The organism is Stenotrophomonas sp. PS02298, assembly GCF_029959445.1.
GTDB lineage: Bacteria > Pseudomonadota > Gammaproteobacteria > Xanthomonadales > Xanthomonadaceae > Stenotrophomonas.
In genome coordinates this window covers 13,584-31,388 of the sequence record NZ_JASCOR010000034.1, presented here as the reverse complement: position 1 = coordinate 31,388, position 17,805 = coordinate 13,584, and the positions used below count along the sequence as shown (strand labels likewise).

The window sequence follows — 17,805 nt, the reverse complement described above, 5'->3', positions numbered from 1 at the left end:
GCTGGGAACACTCCTGTAGCGCCGAGCCATGTTCGGCTGAGGCGCTACCGGTGAAGCCCCTTGCCGAGCATGGCTCGGCACTACGTTTTCGCCCCCTCCCTTTGGCGAAGCCAAGGGGAGGGCTGGGGAGGGGTTGGCTTTTCGGCTTTTCAGTCGCGCAGGACTTCGCCGGTGGCGGCCACGCGGATGCGAGTGGGCTGGGCCAGGCCGCCGGTGGCGCCATCCAGCAGGTCATCCAGCAAGGCCAGCAGGGCAGGGTCCAGCTGCTCACGGGAGCGCGCTGGCGGCTCGCCGGCGAGGTTGGCACTGGTCGATACCAGCGGGCCGCCCCAGGCCTCGCACAGGGCCTGTACCAGTGGATGCGCAGTGACCCGTACGGCGATGCCGGTGTGCTCGCCGGTGATCCAGCGTGGGGCGCGTGGGCCGGCCGGCACGATCCAGGTGTTGGCGCCGGGCCAGCTTTCCAGCACCGCTTGCCGGCGATCGTCTGCCAAGGCATCCAGCTGCACCCAACCCTCCAACTGCGCCGGGCTGGCGGCGATCAGGATCATGCCTTTCTCGACCGGGCGCTGCTTCAGCGCCAGCAGCTTCATCACCGCGGTTTCGTTGGAGGGGTCACAGCCCAGGCCCCAGACCGCTTCGGTCGGGTAGGCGATCACGCCGCCAGCCTTGAGGGCTGGGACGACGCTGTGCAGGTCGAGTTCGAGCATGGTCAGCACCGTTGGAGGGCCAGTGCGTTCGATGGCGCTGGTCCGCGAAAGGACGCAAAGCAAAGGCCGCCCGGTGGGCGGCCTGCTGCGGGTGGTGCTGATTATCCGCTTGTTGGCGGGGGAGGGGAGATGAAAGCAGCAGTAAAGCTGCTTCCTGTATTCGGTGGTAAAGCCGACCCTCTTCCGCCCTTCGGGCACCTTCTCCCGGAGGGAGAAGGAAGTGCAGGATCAGAACGGCGGTGCGTCGTCGGCGGCCGACTTCTTCACAGCCTTCTTGGCGACGGTTTTCTTGGTGGCCTTCTTCGCTGCGGTCTTCTTGGTCGCTGCTTTCTTGGTTGCCGCCTTCTTGGCCGGGGCCTTCTTTGCGGCGGCCTTCTTCGGCGCGGCTTCCTTCTTGACCGTGGTCTTCTTGGCCGCCTTCTTGCCGAAGCCCTTGCGCACCGGCTTGCCGGTTTCGGCCATCAACTGCTCGACTTCAGCCAGGGTCAGCGAGGCCGGCTCGCGGTCCTTGGGGATCTTGCCGTTCATCTTGCCGTCGCTGATGTACGGGCCGAAGCGACCGTTCAACACCTGGATGTCCGAACCCTCGAACTCCTTGATGATGCGGTTGCGCGCGATCTCTTCCTTCTCTTCGATCAGGAACACGGCGCGGGCCAGGTCGATCTTGTACGGGTCGTCTTCCTTGGTCAGCGAGGCATAGGTGCTGCCGCGCTTGGCGAACGGACCGAAGCGGCCGATGCCGACGGTGACTTCCTCGCCATTGGCGTCGGCGCCAAGCTTGCGCGGCATGTCGAACAGCTTCAGTGCCTCGTCCAGCGTGATCGAGTAGATGCTCTGGCCCGGCTGCAGCGAGGCGAACTTGGGCTTCTCCTCGTCTTCGACGGTGCCGATCTGCACCATCGGGCCGAAGCGGCCGATACGGGCGGTGACATCCTTGCCGCTGACCGGGTCGGGGCCGAGCACACGCGCGCTGCCGGCATCGGTGCGGTCCAGCGATTCGCTCTTGTCGGTGACCAGCTCCTTGAACGGGCCCCAGAAGCGTTCCATCAGCGGCACCCACTCTTCCTCGCCACGCGACACCGCATCCAGCTCGTCCTCGAGCTTGGCGGTGAAGTCGTAATCGACGTACTGGGTGAAGTGGCTGGACAGGAACTTGCTGACCGCGCGGCCGACATCGGTCGGCTTGAAGCTGCGGCCTTCCATCTCGGTGTACTTGCGGAACAGCAGGGTCTGGATGATCGAGGCGTAGGTGGACGGACGGCCGATGCCGTATTCCTCAAGCGCCTTGACCAGTGCCGCTTCGGTGTAGCGCGGCGGCGGCTGGGTGAAGTGCTGGTCGGCGACGATGCGGTCCAGTGGCACGCGGTCGCCGGGCTTCATCAGCGGCAGCTTGCGGCCCTCGTCCTCGTCCTCGGCGCTCTTGCTGTCCTTGCCTTCCTCGTACACGGCAAGGAAGCCGGGCACCACCACGGTGGTGCCACTGGCGCGGAACACGTGCTCGCTGCCGGCCGACAGGTCGACGCTGACGGTGTTCAAGGTGGCCGGGATCATCTGGCAGGCGACGGCGCGCTTCCAGATCAGCTCGTACAGCTTGCGCTCGTCGTCGGTGAGGTACTTGCCTACCTGTGCCGGGGTGCGCAACGCGGAGGTCGGGCGCACGGCTTCGTGGGCTTCCTGCGCGTTCTTGGATTTAGTGGTGTAGGTGTTGGGCTTGTCCGGCAGCGAACTGATGCCGTAGTCGCGGGCAATCACGTCGCGGATCTCGGCCAGCGCATCCTGCGACAGGCTCACCGAGTCGGTACGCATGTACGAGATCAGGCCGACCGTGCCTTCGTCGCCGATGTTCACGCCTTCATACAGCTTCTGCGCCACCTGCATGGTCTTGCGGGTGGTGAAGCCGAGCTTGCGCGAGGCTTCCTGCTGCAGCGTGGAGGTCGTGAACGGTGCGGCCGGGCGGCGCTTGCGCTCCTTGCTGGCGACGTCGGTGACGTGCAGCGAGCCCTGCGCGGCCTGTTGGATGCGCAGGCGCGCGGCCTCGGCGGTGTCACCGTCGGTGACGGTGAACTGCTCGAACTTCTGCCCGTCCAGCTTGATCAGGCGTGCATTGAAGTGCTGCGAGGGATGCGCGCAGGCGGCTTCGATGCTCCAGTATTCGCGCGAAATGAAGGCTTCGATCTCCTCCTCGCGCTCGACGATCATGCGCAGCGCGGGGCTCTGCACGCGGCCGGCGGACAGGCCGCGCTGCACCTTGCGCCACAGCACCGGCGACAGGTTGAAGCCGACCAGGTAATCAAGTGCGCGACGTGCCTGCTGGGCATCAACCAGGTCCGAGGCGATTTCACGCGGCTGGGCGATCGCTTCCTTGATAGCGCGTGGGGTGATTTCGGTGAACACCACGCGCTGCATCGGCTTGCCGTCGGACAGGCCGCGCTGCTTCAGGATCTCGGCGATATGCCAGCTGATGGCCTCACCCTCGCGATCCGGGTCGGTCGCCAGCAGGATGTCATCGGCGCCCTTTGCGGCTTTTGCGATGGCTTCGACGTGCTTCTCGTTCTTCTCGATCAGGTCGTAACGCATGGCGAACCCGTTCTCGGGATCGACCGCGCCTTCCTTGGGAACCAGGTCACGCACATGCCCATACGAGGCCAGGACCGTGTAGTCCTTGCCGAGGTATTTATTGATCGTCTTGGCCTTGGCCGGTGATTCGACGATGAGCAGGTGCTTGGGCATGTCAGTACATTCTTGGGGCGGAACGCCCTTGTGGGGGCGCTAGGGTGGCTTAAACCGGGACGATAGTGAAGCCGATGTTTGGGTTGTGCATAAGCCGACGCCCGGGTTGCGGCCCGGGCGTTCAGCTTGGTTCCTTATTAGAGGAATCATGCCGGGGGGGCTCGTGTCAAGCCGCCCCCGGTAATTTGTCAGTTCAAGCCCGCTGCAGCGATGCCGAGAAGCACGAACAGCCCGATCAGGCAAAGCAAGCCCAGGCCGGCCAGCGACAGGATCACGATGGTGACCGTTCCCAGCCCCTGCTGCTGCCATTCCGGATGATCGGTGAAGGCGTGCTTGTCCACCACCAAGGTGTCGCAGATGATGTCGTGCAGCGCCTGCTTGCGCTCGGTGAAGGCGGCCATCACAAAGCCGATGCACAGGGTGATGCTGCTGAGGATGTAGGCGAAGAAACGGCCCACCGCGCGGCCCATGGTAAGGCGCTCGCCGTTGCTGCGGACCACCTTGATGCCCACCGCCATCTTGCCCAGGGTGGCCTGGTACTTGGAGGAGTGCATCCATGCTGGATACATCAGGTTGCCGACGAAGATGATCAGGTAGCCGATGCCCAGGGTCAGGAACATGCCGATCGAACCGGCGGCGGAGTCCGAGCCGCCCGATACACCGCCGACAACCGCGCCGAGGATGCTCAGCGGGATCAGCACGATGTAGGTGAACGTGGTCAGGATGACGTAGTCGATGAAGTAGGCGGCCACGCGCTTCCAGAAGCCGGCCTGCACGACCAGGCCGCCCTGCACGGCAGCGGGATTGACATCCTGCGGACGGCTGGCCGGTGCGGCGTAGGGTGAGTTTGCCTCTGCGGCAGACCGTGCGACGACGGCTTCGCCGCTTTCAATGGCGGCGTAGTCCTGACGCAGGTCGATGCCGGTGCTGGCCTGGGTGATCAACTGCAGTTCGTCGGCGATGGCCGAGAGCGGTTGCCACTGCTGCATGCCTTCGCGCCACACCAGGGTGCCCAGGTCGATCTCGCCTGCGCGGAATTTTTCGCGGAGCGCATCCGCTTCAATCGGACCATGCCGCTCGCGCTGGGCATCAGCGTAGTACCACTGGCTCATCTTTTTCCCCGTAAAAGTTCTGAACGCTACCAATCAGCCGCGACAGTCGATCGGCAGGTAGTTGTCGTCGACGTCGGAACTGCATTCCCAGCTGTCGGCCTGCATATCGTAGTCGAGCCAGATGCTTTTGCCGTCAAGTTGTGAATGCGATGGAACACGCAGGAAGGCCTCCAGCCCGCAATGCCCCTCTTCAAAACGGCCTACGTGGACCTGGGCGACGTCGCCGCTGGCGTAGCTTTCCGGGGTGCCGAAGCCTTCGTCATCATTGATCGGGCAGCGCTGGTTGGCGGCGACGAACTCGGCCACCTGATGCTTCAGGCCCAGCAGTTGCCCTGAAACCATCGTTGTCTTGGAGCGCATCACATACTGCTGGTAGGCCGGCATCGCGATGGCCGCCAGGATGGCGAGGATGGCAAGCAGGATCACGCCGACGACCGCAGCGATGATGCCGGCGATCGCGCAGCCGGACAGGCCCTGGCGGGGAACTGCAGCGGATGTCGTGTGGATGGTTTGTAGCCCCGGAGGCAGCGACGGCGGTACTGGCGGTGCGCTTGCCGACACCGGGTTCTGCAGGTCGAGCCCAAGCTCGCCGGCGAACTCGCGCAGCGGCCGCCAGTCACCGGCACCTTCGCGCCAGACCAGGGTGTCCTCGTCGATGCGCCGGGACTGGAAAAGCCGGGTGATGTCTTCGTCACTGATCGGGCCGCGGCGTTCGCGGTTACCCTCGGCGTAGAACCATTGGCTCACGTAGGTATTGTCCTTATGCATCCCTGCACGCCGGTGTTGGGCTCAGTGCAGGGGTTCGGGTTCGTCGACGAACATCTGGGTTTCCATCCAGGCATAGGCAGCTTCCGCGCCGGGCTGGTTGAACAGCACCATCAGCACCACCCACTTCAGGTCGTCCAGGTCCAGTTCGTCCTGGTCCAGGGCCATGGCGCGGTCCAGCACCAGCTCACGCTGGTCGGCGTCGAGCACGCGTTGTTGTTCCAGGAACAGCAGGAAACCGCGGCTTTCCACGTCCAGCTTGTCGAGCTCGGGGCCGTGGAACACACGTACCGGCCCGTCAACGCGGGGCTGGGCCACGGCTGGGCGTTGTTCGGCCAAGGCATCGAGCCAATCGAAGGCCTTGTTGATTTCGGCGGGACTGAAGCCGGCCTGGATCAGGCCGTTCTGTAGCGAGTCGCGGTCTCGGATGAGATCAGCATCTTCGCTGAAATAGTGTTCAAACAGGTACAGCAGGACGTCCAGGATGCTCTCTTTCATTGCCCCTCGGCCTGCGCCATTGGCGCTGTGGAGGTGAAGAAACCTTCAGGTGCGGGTGTAGCGGCCGTGCGCCGACGAAACCCTGCCTTCCAATTCCATGAGCAGCAGCATGGAGGACAGGCTGGCGGCCGTCAATCCAGTGCGCTCGATCAGTAAATCCATACCGGTTGGGTCATAACCCAAGGCGTCCCACAATCGCTGGTAGTCTGGGTCCGGTGGCGTGACGGCCGGGTGCTGGCCGGACGGTACAGGAGAGATGGGGGTCTGAAGCCGGGTTTGCAAGGCGCAGGCCAGTTCGCCGGCCAGATTGGCCACGCCTTCAAGAATGTCGGCGCTGTGTGTCACCAATGTTGCACCTTCGCGTATCAGCCGGTGGCAGCCACGCGCCATCGGATTGTGGATGGAGCCGGGCACGGCAAAGACCTCGCGGCCGGCCTCGCTGGCCAGCCGCGCGGTGATCAGGGCGCCGGAGCGTTCGGCGGCCTCGATGACCACGGTGCCCAGGGCAAGCGCTGCCAGCAGGCGGTTGCGGGCCGGGAACTGGCCGCTGCGCGGCGCTGTGCCTGGCGGGTACTCGCTGACCACCGCGCCTTCGGCGGCAATCTGTGCCTGCAATTGCTGGTGATGACGTGGGTAAACCAGGTCCGGGCCGGTCCCGATCACTGCGTAGGTGCTGCCGCTGCAGGCCAGTGCTGAACGGTGCGCCGCCGCATCGATGCCGGCGGCCAGGCCGCTGGCGATGGTCAGGCCGTGGCCGACCAGTGCTGCGGCGAAATCGCGGGCGATGTCGCGGCCGCCCGCACTGGGCATGCGACTGCCGACGATCGCGATTGCCGGTTGCCACAGACGTGCCGGGTCACCGGCGATGAACAGGGCCAGTGGTGGATTCGGGCTGTCGCGCAGTAGCGGTGGATAGTCCGGGTCACCCCAGCCAATCAGCTGATGGCCGTCGGCGTCCAACCAGGTGACGGCGCGCGCCCAAGCGTCTGCATCGGGTTTTGCCAATGCCTTGCGCTGCGCTGGGGTGCAGCCGGCGGCCTGCCAGCCGGCGGGGCCGGCAGCCAATGCGTCGGCGCTGCTGCCATGTTGATCGAGCAGGCGGCGCAATGTCTGCAGTGGTCCGCCGGTCAGTGCCAGGGTCAGCAGGGCCGGGCAACAGGGTGGGGAGGGGAGATTGACGAAGGCTGATCGAGGCATGGCCCAGCCTGCCGCCACAAACAACAACGGCGCCCTCGGGCGCCGTTGTGCTGCATCGTAAGGCTAGACCGCAGGCGCTTATTGCGCGTCCGGGTGCTTCAGCTCATAGCCTACGCGGGCCGGCTTGGTGCCTTCCATGATCAAGGCATAGCTGACCTTGTCGAAGGTGCGGAACACCATCGCATGGCCTGCATATTCGTCAGGCAGGGTGACCCGGCCGGCGCCAGTCTTCAGTGCATCGTCCATGCGCGAGGAGCCGGGGTACTGCATGCGATGGGCAACGTGGCTGCCGCTGCGCCAGATCGAGAACACCGTCCCGTTGTCGATACCCTCACGGGCGCCGCCGGAGATGGCGATCACATCGCGTGGGCCGCCGCTGCTGAAGGTGTCGGTCACCGCAAGCACGCGCAGCTGACCCGGCGCGGAGGCGTTGGCCGGGGCGTGCGGGACGAACTGCAGGTCGTATGGGGTGGTCTGCACTGGCACCAAGCGGTCGCCGGCGCGTACTTCCCTGCCGTTGTCCTGCAGCTGCAACGTGGACGCCTCGACGTTACCGCTGGCTACCTGGGTCAGGGTGCCGGCATTTACCTCTGCCAGCTCGTAGCCCAGGAACTCGTTGCGGTCATTGGCGGCTACGAAGCTCTCCCACAGGTTGCCGCTGCCCAGGATGGCCCGGCCGCGGTTGTCCAGGTCATCCGTGGGCTTGGGTTGGTTGAAGCGCACGGTCGGGCGCACCACCATGTAGCGTTGGCCGGGCTGCGCGCCCTCCAGGCCGCGGACATAGGCCTTCTGCCCCAGGGTAGCGCGCAGGCGGTTGTCTTCCAGGCCGACCACATAGGGCAGGTCCTCGAAGCTGTCCACCACGTTCAGGTTCTTAAGGAAAGGCTCAACGTCCGCCAGCGGTACGCCGGTGATCGGTGCTTCCTGGCGCGGGCCTGCCTGGGCCGTCACCCGGTCCAGATAGGCCAGGCTCAGAACGTCGCCCGGATAGATCAGGTGCGGGTTTTTGACCTGCGGGTTGGCCTGCCAGATCTCCGGCCAAAGCCACGGCTTTTTCAGGAAACGTGCCGATATGTCCCACAAAGTATCGCCCTTGCGCACCACGTAGGTGTCAGGGTGGGTACCGTTCATTTCGACGGCCACGGCATAGGTCGTGACGGTCAGCATCGCCACGGCGGCGACCGTACGTAATTGTTTCAACATGGTTGCGATCTGCCTGATTCCCCAACAGGTTGTCGCACTATATTGCAGAAACGGGGGCGCCGGGCAAGCGCAAGCGGTAGAATTGGGACATCTTGCCGAAATAAGCGGCATCCCGGATTGGTATTGCCATGGCCCTCCTGCCCATTCTTGAGTTTCCAGACCCGCGCCTGCGCACCAAGGCGGCCCTTGTTGAAGCGGCCGAGGTGACCACGCCGGCCTTCCAGCAGCTGCTCGACGACATGCTGCAGACCATGTACGACGCCCCAGGCATTGGCCTGGCGGCAAGTCAGGTGGATGTCCACAAGCGCTTCATGGTCATCGACGTCAGCGAAGAGCACAACGCGCCGCAGGTGTTCATCAACCCGCAGATCGTCAGCGCCAGCGAAGGCGGTCGCGTCTATCAGGAAGGTTGCCTGTCGGTGCCGGGCATCTATGCCGATGTCACCCGCGCTGACTCCATCGTGGTGCGCTACCTCGACCGTGAAGGCAAGCAGCAGGAACTGGCGGCCGATGAGTTGCTGGCGACCTGCATCCAGCATGAGATGGATCATCTGGACGGCAAGCTGTTCATCGACTATCTGTCGCCGCTCAAGCGCGAGATGGTGCGCAAGAAGCTGGCCAAGTCGCGCAAGCACGTAGCTTGATTTGAGGCGGGGATCGGGGACCCGGGATTGGAAAGGGTATGAATTGCTGCGTTTCTTCCAGTCCCGGCGTTCTGTTCTGCATCCCTGATCTGCACGCTCTTTCTTTCGATTCGCGATTGGTAGCCGCCGCTGCGCTGCTTTTGCCAATTCCGGATCCCGAATCCCGAATCCCCGCCCAATGAAAATCATCTTCGCCGGTACGCCGGAATTCGCCGTTGCTTCCTTGGCTGCCGCCGCGCGCCAGCATGAAGTGGTGGCGGTCTACACCCAGCCGGATCGTCCTGCAGGCCGTGGCCGTGGCTTGATGCCGTCGCCGGTGAAGCTTGATGCGATCGCGCGCGGCATCCCGGTATTCCAGCCGGAAAGCCTGAAGACGCCCGAAGCCCAGCAGCAGCTGCGCGAATTGCAGCCGGATCTGATGATCGTGGTGGCTTACGGCCTGATCCTGCCCAAGGCAGTGCTGGCCATCCCGGCCCACGGCTGCTGGAACGTGCACGCCTCACTGCTGCCGCGCTGGCGCGGCGCCGCGCCGCTCCAGCGCGCGATCGAGGCGGGCGATGCCGAAACCGGCGTCTGCCTGATGCAGATGGAGGCGGGTCTGGACACCGGCCCGGTGCTGCTGCGCCAGCACACCCCGATCAGCGATGCCGATACCGGTGGTCAACTGCATGACCGCTTGGCACAGCTGGGTGCGCAGGTGCTGTCCGATGGCCTGGGCTTGTTGCGCGCCGGCTTGAAGCCGGTGCCACAGCGCCAGCCGGAAGCCGGCGTCACCTATGCACACAAGCTGGACAAGGCTGAAGCCCGACTCGATTGGGCCGAGCCGGCGGCCGCGCTGGCGCGCCGTGTGCGCGCCTTCAATCCGTGGCCGGTAGCCGAGGCTATGTTGGCTGGCGAGCGCGTGCGCATCCACGGTGCGGTAGCCATTGAGGACAACCGCGGCCAGTCACCGGGCACGGTGATCGGTGCCGCCCGTGAAGGTATCGACATCGCCTGCGGGCAGGGCGCATTGCGCCTGCGCGTGGTGCAGCGCGAAGGCGGCAAGGCGATTACCGCTGCCGATTACCTGAACGCACGCCGCGATCTGCGGGTCGAGGGCTGAGCGGATGACGGCTGCTACCTCCTCGCCGTGGGGCAAGTCCGCGGCGGCACAGCCCGGCGTGCAGACCCGTGCGCTGGCGGCCAAGGTGCTGGCGGCGGTGATCGGCAAGGGCCGCTCGCTGAAAGCCGAACTCGGCGCAGCCCTGCCCAAACTCGACGACAGCCGCGACCGCGCACTGCTGGAGGCCATCTGCTTTGCCGCGCTACGTCGCCGCGTGGTCTACGACCAGGCACTGCGGCAATGGCTGCAGAAACCGTTGGGCGCGCGCGATGGTGATCTGCGTGCGCTGCTGATGGCCGGTTTCGCGCAGCTGGATGTACTGCAGCTGCCTGCCCATGCCGCGTTGTCGGCGACCGTGGAGGCAGCGCGCGCGCTGGGCCGTGAGCGTCAGGCCGGCATGGTCAATGCATTGCTGCGCCGCGCACAGCGCGAAGGCTTCGCCGAGGCGCGCGCTGAAGATGCGTGGCCGCAATGGTTGCTGGCCCAGGTTCGGCACGACTGGCCGGAGCAGGCCATGGAGATCATCGCGCAGAGTCTGCAGCCGGCGCCGATGTGGCTGCGGGTGAACCGTCAGCAGCACTCGCGCGAAGCGTATCTGGGTTTGTTGGCCGAGGCCGGCATTGAGGCCATCGCCGAGCCCTTGTCGGCCGATGCGGTGCGCCTGCCGGTTGCGGTGCCCGTGAGCAGCTTGCCCGGCTTCGCGCAGGGCGCGGTGTCGGTGCAGGATCTGTCGGCGCAACAGGTTGCCGATGCGCTGCAGGCGCCACTTGGCGCGCGGGTGCTGGACGCCTGCGCCGCGCCGGGAGGCAAGTCCGCGCACCTTTTGGAGCGCGACCCATCCCTGCAGTTGCTGGCGCTGGACGTCGATGCACGACGTCTGCAGCGCATCCGCGAAACCTTCGCCCGTACCGGGGTTGGCGCACAGGCGCAGGTATTGGCGGTGGACGCCACCGATACTGCTGCCTGGTGGGACGGCAATCCGTTTGATGCGGTGTTGCTGGATGCGCCGTGTTCGGCCACCGGCATCATCCGCCGGCAGCCCGACGTGCTGCTGCACCGCCGTGCCGAGGACATCGTTGCATTGGCGGCCTTGCAGTCGCGCTTGCTGGACGCATTGTGGGCAGTATTGCGCCCCGGTGGCGTGCTGCTGTACTCGACCTGCTCCATCCTGCGCCAGGAGAACGGCCAGCAGGTGATGGACTTCCTTGCGCGTACACCCGATGCACAGGTGCAGGCATTGCCCGCTGTGTTCGGGCATGAGGTTGCCGGCAACCGCCAGCGACTGCCCGGTGAGCAGGGGGGCGATGGCTTCTTCTATGCGCGGTTGGTGAAAGTGGCAGTTTGAGTGGTTGCTGCCGGCAATAGCGCTTTAGTCCGTCGCCAGCAGTTCTTCATAAACGGCCTGGATGGCGTTGATGAAGCGCTCCATGCCAAATTCCTTGGATGCAATCGCGTGTGCAGCAGCACCCATGCCCGGCAGCGCGTCGCGATGCTGCAGCATCCAGCGTAGCGTCGTCGCCATGGCCTGGTGTCCATGCACCGGCACGATCCAGCCGTCCACGTCGACACGGATGTTCTCAGGTAGACCAGAGTAGTCGGTGACCATCACCGGCTTGCCCATGCACATCATCTCGCGACAAGCGTAGGAGAGTGCTTCAGTGGCATGGGAGATCACGAAGCCGGCATCGAATGCCGCCACTACCGGGCGTACGTCCTGCAACAGGCCGGGAAAGTGAAACTGCGTTTCCAGTCCAGCGGCGCGGACGATCGCCATTTGCTTCTCGCTTGGTGGGTGCCCTGCGACCACCACCTGGATCCGGCTTCGTTCGGCTTCGTCAAGCAGCGACAGCGCGCTGGCGATGTCGGTCCAGCTCTTGTAGTCGGAGGTGCCGGCATTGCTGCCGATCAGCAGGCTATCCGGGTCGGCGCTGAAGCGCGCACGCAGCGCGCTGGCCTCGACGGCGGCGAACGGCGCGAAATGATCGGTGTCGATGCCGTTGTAGACGGTCTGCGGTTGGCACGCGCGATAGGCGGTAGTCTGGAGCTGGCGGAGAACGTAATCACTGACCGCAATGACTTTGTCGGTATGGAAGCGAGCACGCCAGGCATGCTGGATACCACGCAGCGGTTTGGTGTTGTGTTTCGTCAGTACGATGCGGGGGCGCGGCGAGACGCCGCGTAGCGCCGCGATGGTGAGGCGGTGATCTGCCGAGCCATTGACATGGACAATGTCGAAATTGTGCCTGCGCAGGTAGTCTCGCAGCTGGCGTACCGCCTTGGCGCGCTCGCGCAGTTTACGCAGGCCATTGGGGAATGGTTGCCCCAACGTGTGGACGCCGGGCAGTGCCTTGGCTTCCTCGAGCAAGCGGCTGCCAGCGGGGGCCGCTACATGAACTTCATGGTGTGGACTCAGTGCCTGCGCCAAGTCGCGGATGTAGGTCGTGTGCCCGCCTCCGCTGCCGCTGTGAAAGTTGGTGTAAAGCAGTTTCATTGGCAGTGGGCGCTCAGGATGATCACGAATCTGGATGTAGGGGCAGGAGCTCGCTGTGTCTGTCGATGCCTTGTTCGCAGCGAGTGATCTTGTTGGTGACAGTGGCCTGCAGCAAGCGGTTGTTGGGCAAGCTCATGTCGTTGACATCCGGTGGCGCGCGAGAGTTATGCCAGAGGTGGATGGCCAGTGCCGCCCATTTGAGCGGGCGGCGACGCAAGCCGGTGTTCTGCAGGCGTTCGGCCAGCTCGCGGTCCTCGGCGCCGTAGCCTTCCATGCGTTCGTCGAAGCCATTGACCCGCACAAGGTCCTGGCGCCAGAAGCTCATGTTGCAACTCATGACTCTGCCGCCACGGCGTGAGCGCGCCTTCAGGCGCGCCAGCCACGGCTGCCGGAACGCGTATTTGCGCCGCGTGCCGTCAAAGTCACGGAACGCTGCGTCTATCCAGGGGGCAAATCTTGCTTTCCCGCCGGCCAGCAAGCGCTGGCTCTCGCGGGCACTGGCTTTCAATCGACCGCCCTGGAGGAACAAACCGGGGGACGCAAGCATCTGATGATCGGCTACGAAATCCTTGTGCAGGATCATGTCCCCATCCAGCAGAATGACATAGTCACCAGTGCTGGCGGCGATGGCCCGGTTGCGGCAACGCGCCGCACGGAAACCAGCATCCTCCTGCCAAAGATGCCGCACAGGAATCCCCAATGCCGTCTTCCATCGCTCCACCACCTCGGCAGTCGCTGGGCCGGAGCCATCATCGGAGATCAGTACCTCATCGGGCAGCCGACGCTGCCTGCTGACGCTTTCCAGCGTCAGTTCCAAGGCTTCGGGCCAGTTGTAGGTGAGGATCGCCAAAGAGATCTTCATGGGTCGCTTGACTGGAATGAGCTCTTGGATGGTAACGATAGGCTGAGTGCCAGTGGAAACCAAATGATGAGCCAACCCGGGCGCGGGCTGTCGATCAGGTGGGGAAGATCGAACTGCAGCATTATGCTGGCAAAGAACCATAGCCCCAGTACCGTCCGGCCGGTTGCCAGTTCACGGTGCTGCCAGGCGCGCCAGCCCAGTCCAAGCCAGACCGCCAGCCACAACAGCAGTCCAGGTAACCCCAGCTCCACTGCAACCTGGGTGAACAGATTGTGGGTGTGAATCTGATGGGCGCCACCACCTGCTTCCAATGGAATGATGAAGTTGGCGCCAAGCCCCCAGCCGCGCAACGGGTGCTGCGCGAACAGATCCATGGCGTAGGCAAAGATCTGTGGCCGGAACGACATGCCGCGTTCGGTCAGCTCTGGGTAGGCAGCAAGGGCCATGCCACCGGCGACCATGGACAGCAGCACCAAGCGCTGTCCGGCGCGTTTGCTACGTCGTGTCGTCAGCAGTACGAACACCGTCGAAAACAGCGCGATCCAGGCGCTGCGGGAAAAAGTGAGCGTCAACGCGCAGGCCATCAGTGCGATCGCCAGCCACTTCAACAGGCGCTGGGCACGGGTCTCGAAACGGCATGTCCACAGCATGAGAACGCCTGCGCCCATGGCTGCGGCAACCAGGTTGGCATTGGCCATGACACCAAATCCGATCAGTCGATCGTCGGCCGGCGGGGCGATGGTGAAATTGATGATTGCCGCGAGCGCGGTAACAGAAAGTATGCCGGCTCCACACATCAAGAGCCTGCGCTGCCGGATCGGGTCACTGCCGACGCCCTGTAGAAAGGCCAGCAGGAACAGCAGCACGCTCAACATGCGCATGAACTCATCGGCGGGCCTTCGTGCATTGCTCCACAGCAAGCTCAACCCAGCCCAGGCGAACAAGGCCAGCAGCCAGGGCATCAACGGTCGCTGCATGAGTTCCAGCCAACGCCGGGGGGAACTGAAGCCAATGATCAGCGTCGGCAGATACAACGTCAGTGCCAGCAGGTACTGGAACGGCTTGCCCGGATTGAACGAGGGTCCGGCGGGAAGCGCGCACATGCCGGCAATGAGCAGCAACAGGCCGCTCAGGAGCAGGTTGCGGACAGACGGCGACGCCGGGTACTGGGGTACCGGTCGGTAGTGGCTTTCTGTGTGATCGAGAGAAGAACTGCTGGAGGTGTTGAACTGAAGCCGGTCAAAAAACTTCATTTGGATGCACGCAGATCCACGGCCGGTTTGGCGGAGAATTCGGGCATGTGATGATCCAGGCCTTCCTCGCAGCGCACCTTCTGCGCGTCGCGGCTGGCATACAGCAACTGGTTGTTGGGCAGTTCCGGGGCGCTGGGGTCTGGCGGTGCCGAGCTGGGGTGCTCCAGGTGCAGTGCCAATGCCGCGAACTTGATCTGCGACCTGCGCAGGCCTGATTGGCGAAGGCGTTGGTCCAGCTCCAGGTCTTCGCTGCCATAGCCAACCATGCGTTCGTCGTAGCCGTTGACTTCAAGCAGATCCTTGCGCCAGAAGCTCACATTGCAGCCCATCGGATGGCCGGATGAACGGGCCTTGAGGGCTGCGAGCAATGGGATTCGGAGGGTGTGGTGACGGCGGCCGAAATGGTAGGTGCTGCGGTCGCCTTCCTTGCGGTAGTAGGCATCCACTGACCAGCCAAAGTGGGGGGCACCGCCAGACAGCAGGCGTGCCGTCTCAGCCTCCGTGGTACGTATGCGGGTGCCTTGCAGGAAGACACCGGGCCGTGCGAGACGCATATGGTCGGCCACGAAGTGCCGATGCATGATCATGTCGCCGTCCAGTTGTATCAGGTAGTCGCCGCGTGCTGCGGCGATGCCACGGTTGCGGGCCCGCGCGAGACGGAAGCCGTCGTCGGACTGCCATACGTGACGTAGCGGGACGGGGAAGCCGCGTGCGCAGTCGTGCAGGAGCGATGCGGTGTCTTCCCGGGAACCGTCATCGGCGACAATGACTTCGTCGGGGAGCTGGCTTTGCTGGGCCGCGCTATGCAGCACCAGGGCCAACGCCTTTTCCCAGTTATAGGTGGAAATCATCAACGAGATGGTAGGCCGTGACGGCGACATGACAGTACTCAATGTGGGGCGGGCCAGTCAGACCAGAAGTGCCGAAATTTTAACCTAGGCTCCCTGCTTCTGCTGGTTTGGGCGACGTTGGCGTTCAAAAAGATAAAGCTGATTACGCCCTTCTGAGTCGCCTTTGAGGTGTCCAAAGAACGCTGTTTGCTCGCCTGAATCGTCGTTCAGGTCTTGCCCCCATCCGTTCATGAAACCGTATGCCGTGATAAGCGCGAGAGGCTCCGCACTGGCAGCTTGTGCTTGCAGGAAGCGGGTGACCCGTCAGCCCTGGTCTGCTTTCGTTGATGGCGTCACCAACGGCTGCCCGTTCTGCAGCAGCCACAGCATGATGGTCTTCTGCCGCACGTAGTTGGCGCTGACGAAAGCCTCGATCAGGCCCGGCCAGCCATCCAGGAAGCCGCGCTTGACCACGTAGCTGCGGATGAAGCGCCAGCTCGGGGCGATGATCAGCTTGCCCAGGCTGGCGTGCTTGCCCTTGGTGAACTCATGCTCGGCCATCATCCGCGCGTACTTCTGCTTCTTGTCCAGCAGCTGCAGGAAGCTGCGGTAGGGGTGATGCAGCAGGTCGCCCTTGAGCAGGGCGGCCGGGCCGTCCAGCGAGACGGCTTCGTGGATTTCGCGATCACCGCGCCAGCCGCCGTGGCGGCGGTCGAACAGGCGCAGTACGCGGTCCGGATAGGCGGTGCCATGGCGCAGGAAACGGCCGAAGTACTCCGAGCAGCGCGCGAAACGGTAGCCGACGGCACGGGGGAAGCCGGCGTCACGCTCGGCCTCGATGGCCGCGCGCAGTTCCGGGTTGACCCGTTCATCGGCGTCCAGGCACAGCACCCAGTCGTGGCTGGCCTGTTCCACGCAGAACGCCTTCTGGCTGCGGAAGCCGGTGAACGCACGTTGCACCACGCGGGCGCCAGCGGCTTCGGCCACGGCGACGGTGGCGTCGCTGGAGAAGGAGTCGACTACCACGATCTCGTCGCAGAACGCCAGCGAGGCCAGGCAGTCGCCAATGCGGTCGGCTTCGTTGAAGGCGATGATGCAGGCCGACAGACGCGGGCGCTGGGCGGGCAGGGCGGTGCTTGGGCTGGGCATGCGGGGTCTGGCACGGGGGATCGGGCCAAAGCCTAGCAGCGACGGCTTCCACTGGCGATGCGATAATTTCGGCATATCCGGGTTATTCAGGAGTTCCCCACCGTGCCACGCCACTATCTGCTGTACGGGTCCGAGCGCTATGCGCTGGCCATCCTCCGCCCGCTGCAGGCGGCGATCCGCGCACGTGGTGATGAGGCGGCATGGTTCTTCGATGGCCCCGGCGCCAGTGACCTGACCGCCGACGAGACCTTGTTGACGGTAGAGCAGGTGCGTGCGTGGAACCCCTGCGCGGTGATCACCTCGTCCAACGCGGTGCCGCACTTCTTCCCCGGGGTGAAGGTCGAGACCTTCCACGGCTTTGATGCGGGCAAGCCGCGCCACATCTATATCCGTGGCTTCTTCGACCTGTACTGCACCACCGGCCCGCGTGATACCGCCGCGTTCTCGGAGCTGGCACAAAAGACCGGACATTTTTCGGTGGTTGAGACCGGCTTCCCGAAGATCGACCCGTTCATGAGCCAGCTCAAGGACGAGCCCGATCCCGTGCGCGAGCCGCCGGTGATCCTGTACCACTCCACCTTCTCGCCGTCCTGGAGCGCCGCCGGCATCCTGTACGACGAGATCAAGCGGTTGTCGCAGACTGGCGAATGGCGCTGGATTGTCACCTTCCATCCGAAGATGGACCCGGAAATCACCGCCAAGTACCGCGCGCTGGAAGGCCCGTATCTGCGGTTCGCAGACGACGACAACATCCTGGACCTGTTCCCGCAGGTGGACATGATGTGCTCCGACACGTCCTCTGCACTCAATGAGTTCCTGTTGACCTACAAGCCGGTGGTGACCTTCAAGAACCGCCGGCCCGGGCCGCAGCTGCTGGACATCGATGACCCCGCACAGTTCGAGGGTGCGATCCGTACCGCCTTGTCGCGGCCGCCGGAGTTGATGGCCGCGGTGCGCCAGTTTGCCGATCAGCTGCACCCTTACCGCGATGGCCAGTCCAGCGAGCGCATCCTGCAGGCGATCGATGATTTCATCGCCAAGGGCGGCCGCAACCGCAAGCCCAAGCCGCGCAACTGGTGGCGCAAGATCAAGCTGCGCAAGCGCATTGGTTATTGGGGGCCGGCGCGGGTTTGAGGATCAGCAGTTTTGCCTGGCCACGATGCCGAGGGTGAAGTCAGGTTGCAGCGAGATGGCTGTAGCCCGGGTAAGCGCAGCGCACCCGGGAAGAGGGCTCAATTCGGTGATTCGGCTTCACGCCT

Annotated in this window: 16 protein-coding genes; 4 read left to right on the top strand and 12 right to left on the bottom strand. The window is 64.3% G+C overall.

What is annotated here, in order from left to right; all coding sequences use genetic code 11:
* Positions 1–149: 149 nt before the first annotated feature.
* From QMX78_RS07600 to QMX78_RS07570, 7 genes are all read right to left on the bottom strand, one after another.
* Positions 150–710 (bottom strand): Sua5/YciO/YrdC/YwlC family protein, encoded by a 561-nt coding sequence (locus QMX78_RS07600; protein ID WP_282268109.1) that lies wholly within the window; start codon positions 708–710, stop codon positions 150–152.
* Positions 711–938: 228 nt separating this feature from the next.
* A complete protein-coding gene (locus tag QMX78_RS07595; protein WP_282268107.1) occupies positions 939–3,440 on the bottom strand; it encodes a DNA topoisomerase I in 2,502 nt (833 codons plus the stop codon).
* 188 nt (positions 3,441–3,628) lie between these two features.
* Positions 3,629–4,552, bottom strand: a complete 924-nt coding sequence (locus QMX78_RS07590; protein WP_282268105.1) for an RDD family protein — start codon at positions 4,550–4,552, stop codon at positions 3,629–3,631.
* Positions 4,553–4,585: 33 nt separating this feature from the next.
* On the bottom strand, positions 4,586–5,320 hold the full coding sequence (locus QMX78_RS07585) for a GYF domain-containing protein (RefSeq protein WP_282268102.1): 735 nt from the start codon (positions 5,318–5,320) through the stop codon (positions 4,586–4,588).
* Positions 5,321–5,341: 21 nt separating this feature from the next.
* The gene (locus QMX78_RS07580) at positions 5,342–5,815 is read right to left on the bottom strand and encodes a DUF494 family protein (protein ID WP_282268100.1); all 474 of its coding nucleotides are present in this window, start codon (positions 5,813–5,815) and stop codon (positions 5,342–5,344) included.
* A gap of 45 nt (positions 5,816–5,860) precedes the next feature.
* Positions 5,861–7,012, bottom strand: coding sequence for a DNA-processing protein DprA (dprA, locus tag QMX78_RS07575; RefSeq protein ID WP_282268098.1), 1,152 nt, complete (start codon positions 7,010–7,012; stop codon positions 5,861–5,863).
* 78 nt (positions 7,013–7,090) lie between these two features.
* Positions 7,091–8,215, bottom strand: a complete 1,125-nt coding sequence (locus QMX78_RS07570; RefSeq protein ID WP_282268096.1) for a LysM peptidoglycan-binding domain-containing protein — start codon at positions 8,213–8,215, stop codon at positions 7,091–7,093.
* 128 nt (positions 8,216–8,343) lie between these two features.
* Between QMX78_RS07570 and def the strand changes: the two genes are divergently transcribed.
* The 3 genes from def to rsmB all read left to right on the top strand — a co-directional run bounded on the left by def (position 8,344) and on the right by rsmB (position 11,306).
* Positions 8,344–8,859 (top strand): peptide deformylase, encoded by a 516-nt coding sequence (gene def, locus QMX78_RS07565; RefSeq protein ID WP_282268094.1) that lies wholly within the window; start codon positions 8,344–8,346, stop codon positions 8,857–8,859.
* 178 nt (positions 8,860–9,037) lie between these two features.
* Positions 9,038–9,961, top strand: coding sequence for a methionyl-tRNA formyltransferase (fmt, locus tag QMX78_RS07560; RefSeq protein ID WP_282268092.1), 924 nt, complete (start codon positions 9,038–9,040; stop codon positions 9,959–9,961).
* Between the two features lie 4 nt (positions 9,962–9,965).
* Positions 9,966–11,306, top strand: a complete 1,341-nt coding sequence (gene rsmB / locus QMX78_RS07555; protein ID WP_282268089.1) for a 16S rRNA (cytosine(967)-C(5))-methyltransferase RsmB — start codon at positions 9,966–9,968, stop codon at positions 11,304–11,306.
* Between the two features lie 24 nt (positions 11,307–11,330).
* Here rsmB and QMX78_RS07550 read toward each other — a convergent pair whose 3' ends face one another.
* The 5 genes from QMX78_RS07550 to QMX78_RS07530 all read right to left on the bottom strand — a co-directional run bounded on the left by QMX78_RS07550 (position 11,331) and on the right by QMX78_RS07530 (position 16,546).
* The gene (locus QMX78_RS07550) at positions 11,331–12,452 is read right to left on the bottom strand and encodes a glycosyltransferase family 4 protein (protein ID WP_282268087.1); all 1,122 of its coding nucleotides are present in this window, start codon (positions 12,450–12,452) and stop codon (positions 11,331–11,333) included.
* A gap of 22 nt (positions 12,453–12,474) precedes the next feature.
* Positions 12,475–13,377, bottom strand: coding sequence for a glycosyltransferase family 2 protein (locus QMX78_RS07545; RefSeq protein ID WP_343239201.1), 903 nt, complete (start codon positions 13,375–13,377; stop codon positions 12,475–12,477).
* Entirely contained in the window at positions 13,311–14,189 is an 879-nt protein-coding gene (locus tag QMX78_RS07540) for an O-antigen ligase family protein (RefSeq protein WP_282268084.1), read from the bottom strand. Before QMX78_RS07540 ends, QMX78_RS07545 begins: the two co-directional genes overlap by 67 nt.
* A gap of 374 nt (positions 14,190–14,563) precedes the next feature.
* Positions 14,564–15,448, bottom strand: a complete 885-nt coding sequence (locus QMX78_RS07535; protein WP_282268082.1) for a glycosyltransferase family 2 protein — start codon at positions 15,446–15,448, stop codon at positions 14,564–14,566.
* Positions 15,449–15,721: 273 nt separating this feature from the next.
* On the bottom strand, positions 15,722–16,546 hold the full coding sequence (locus QMX78_RS07530) for a glycosyltransferase family 2 protein (RefSeq protein WP_282268080.1): 825 nt from the start codon (positions 16,544–16,546) through the stop codon (positions 15,722–15,724).
* A 102-nt stretch (positions 16,547–16,648) separates the two neighbouring features.
* Between QMX78_RS07530 and QMX78_RS07525 the strand changes: the two genes are divergently transcribed.
* On the top strand, positions 16,649–17,680 hold the full coding sequence (locus tag QMX78_RS07525) for a CDP-glycerol glycerophosphotransferase family protein (RefSeq protein ID WP_282268078.1): 1,032 nt from the start codon (positions 16,649–16,651) through the stop codon (positions 17,678–17,680).
* Positions 17,681–17,805 lie beyond the last annotated feature (125 nt).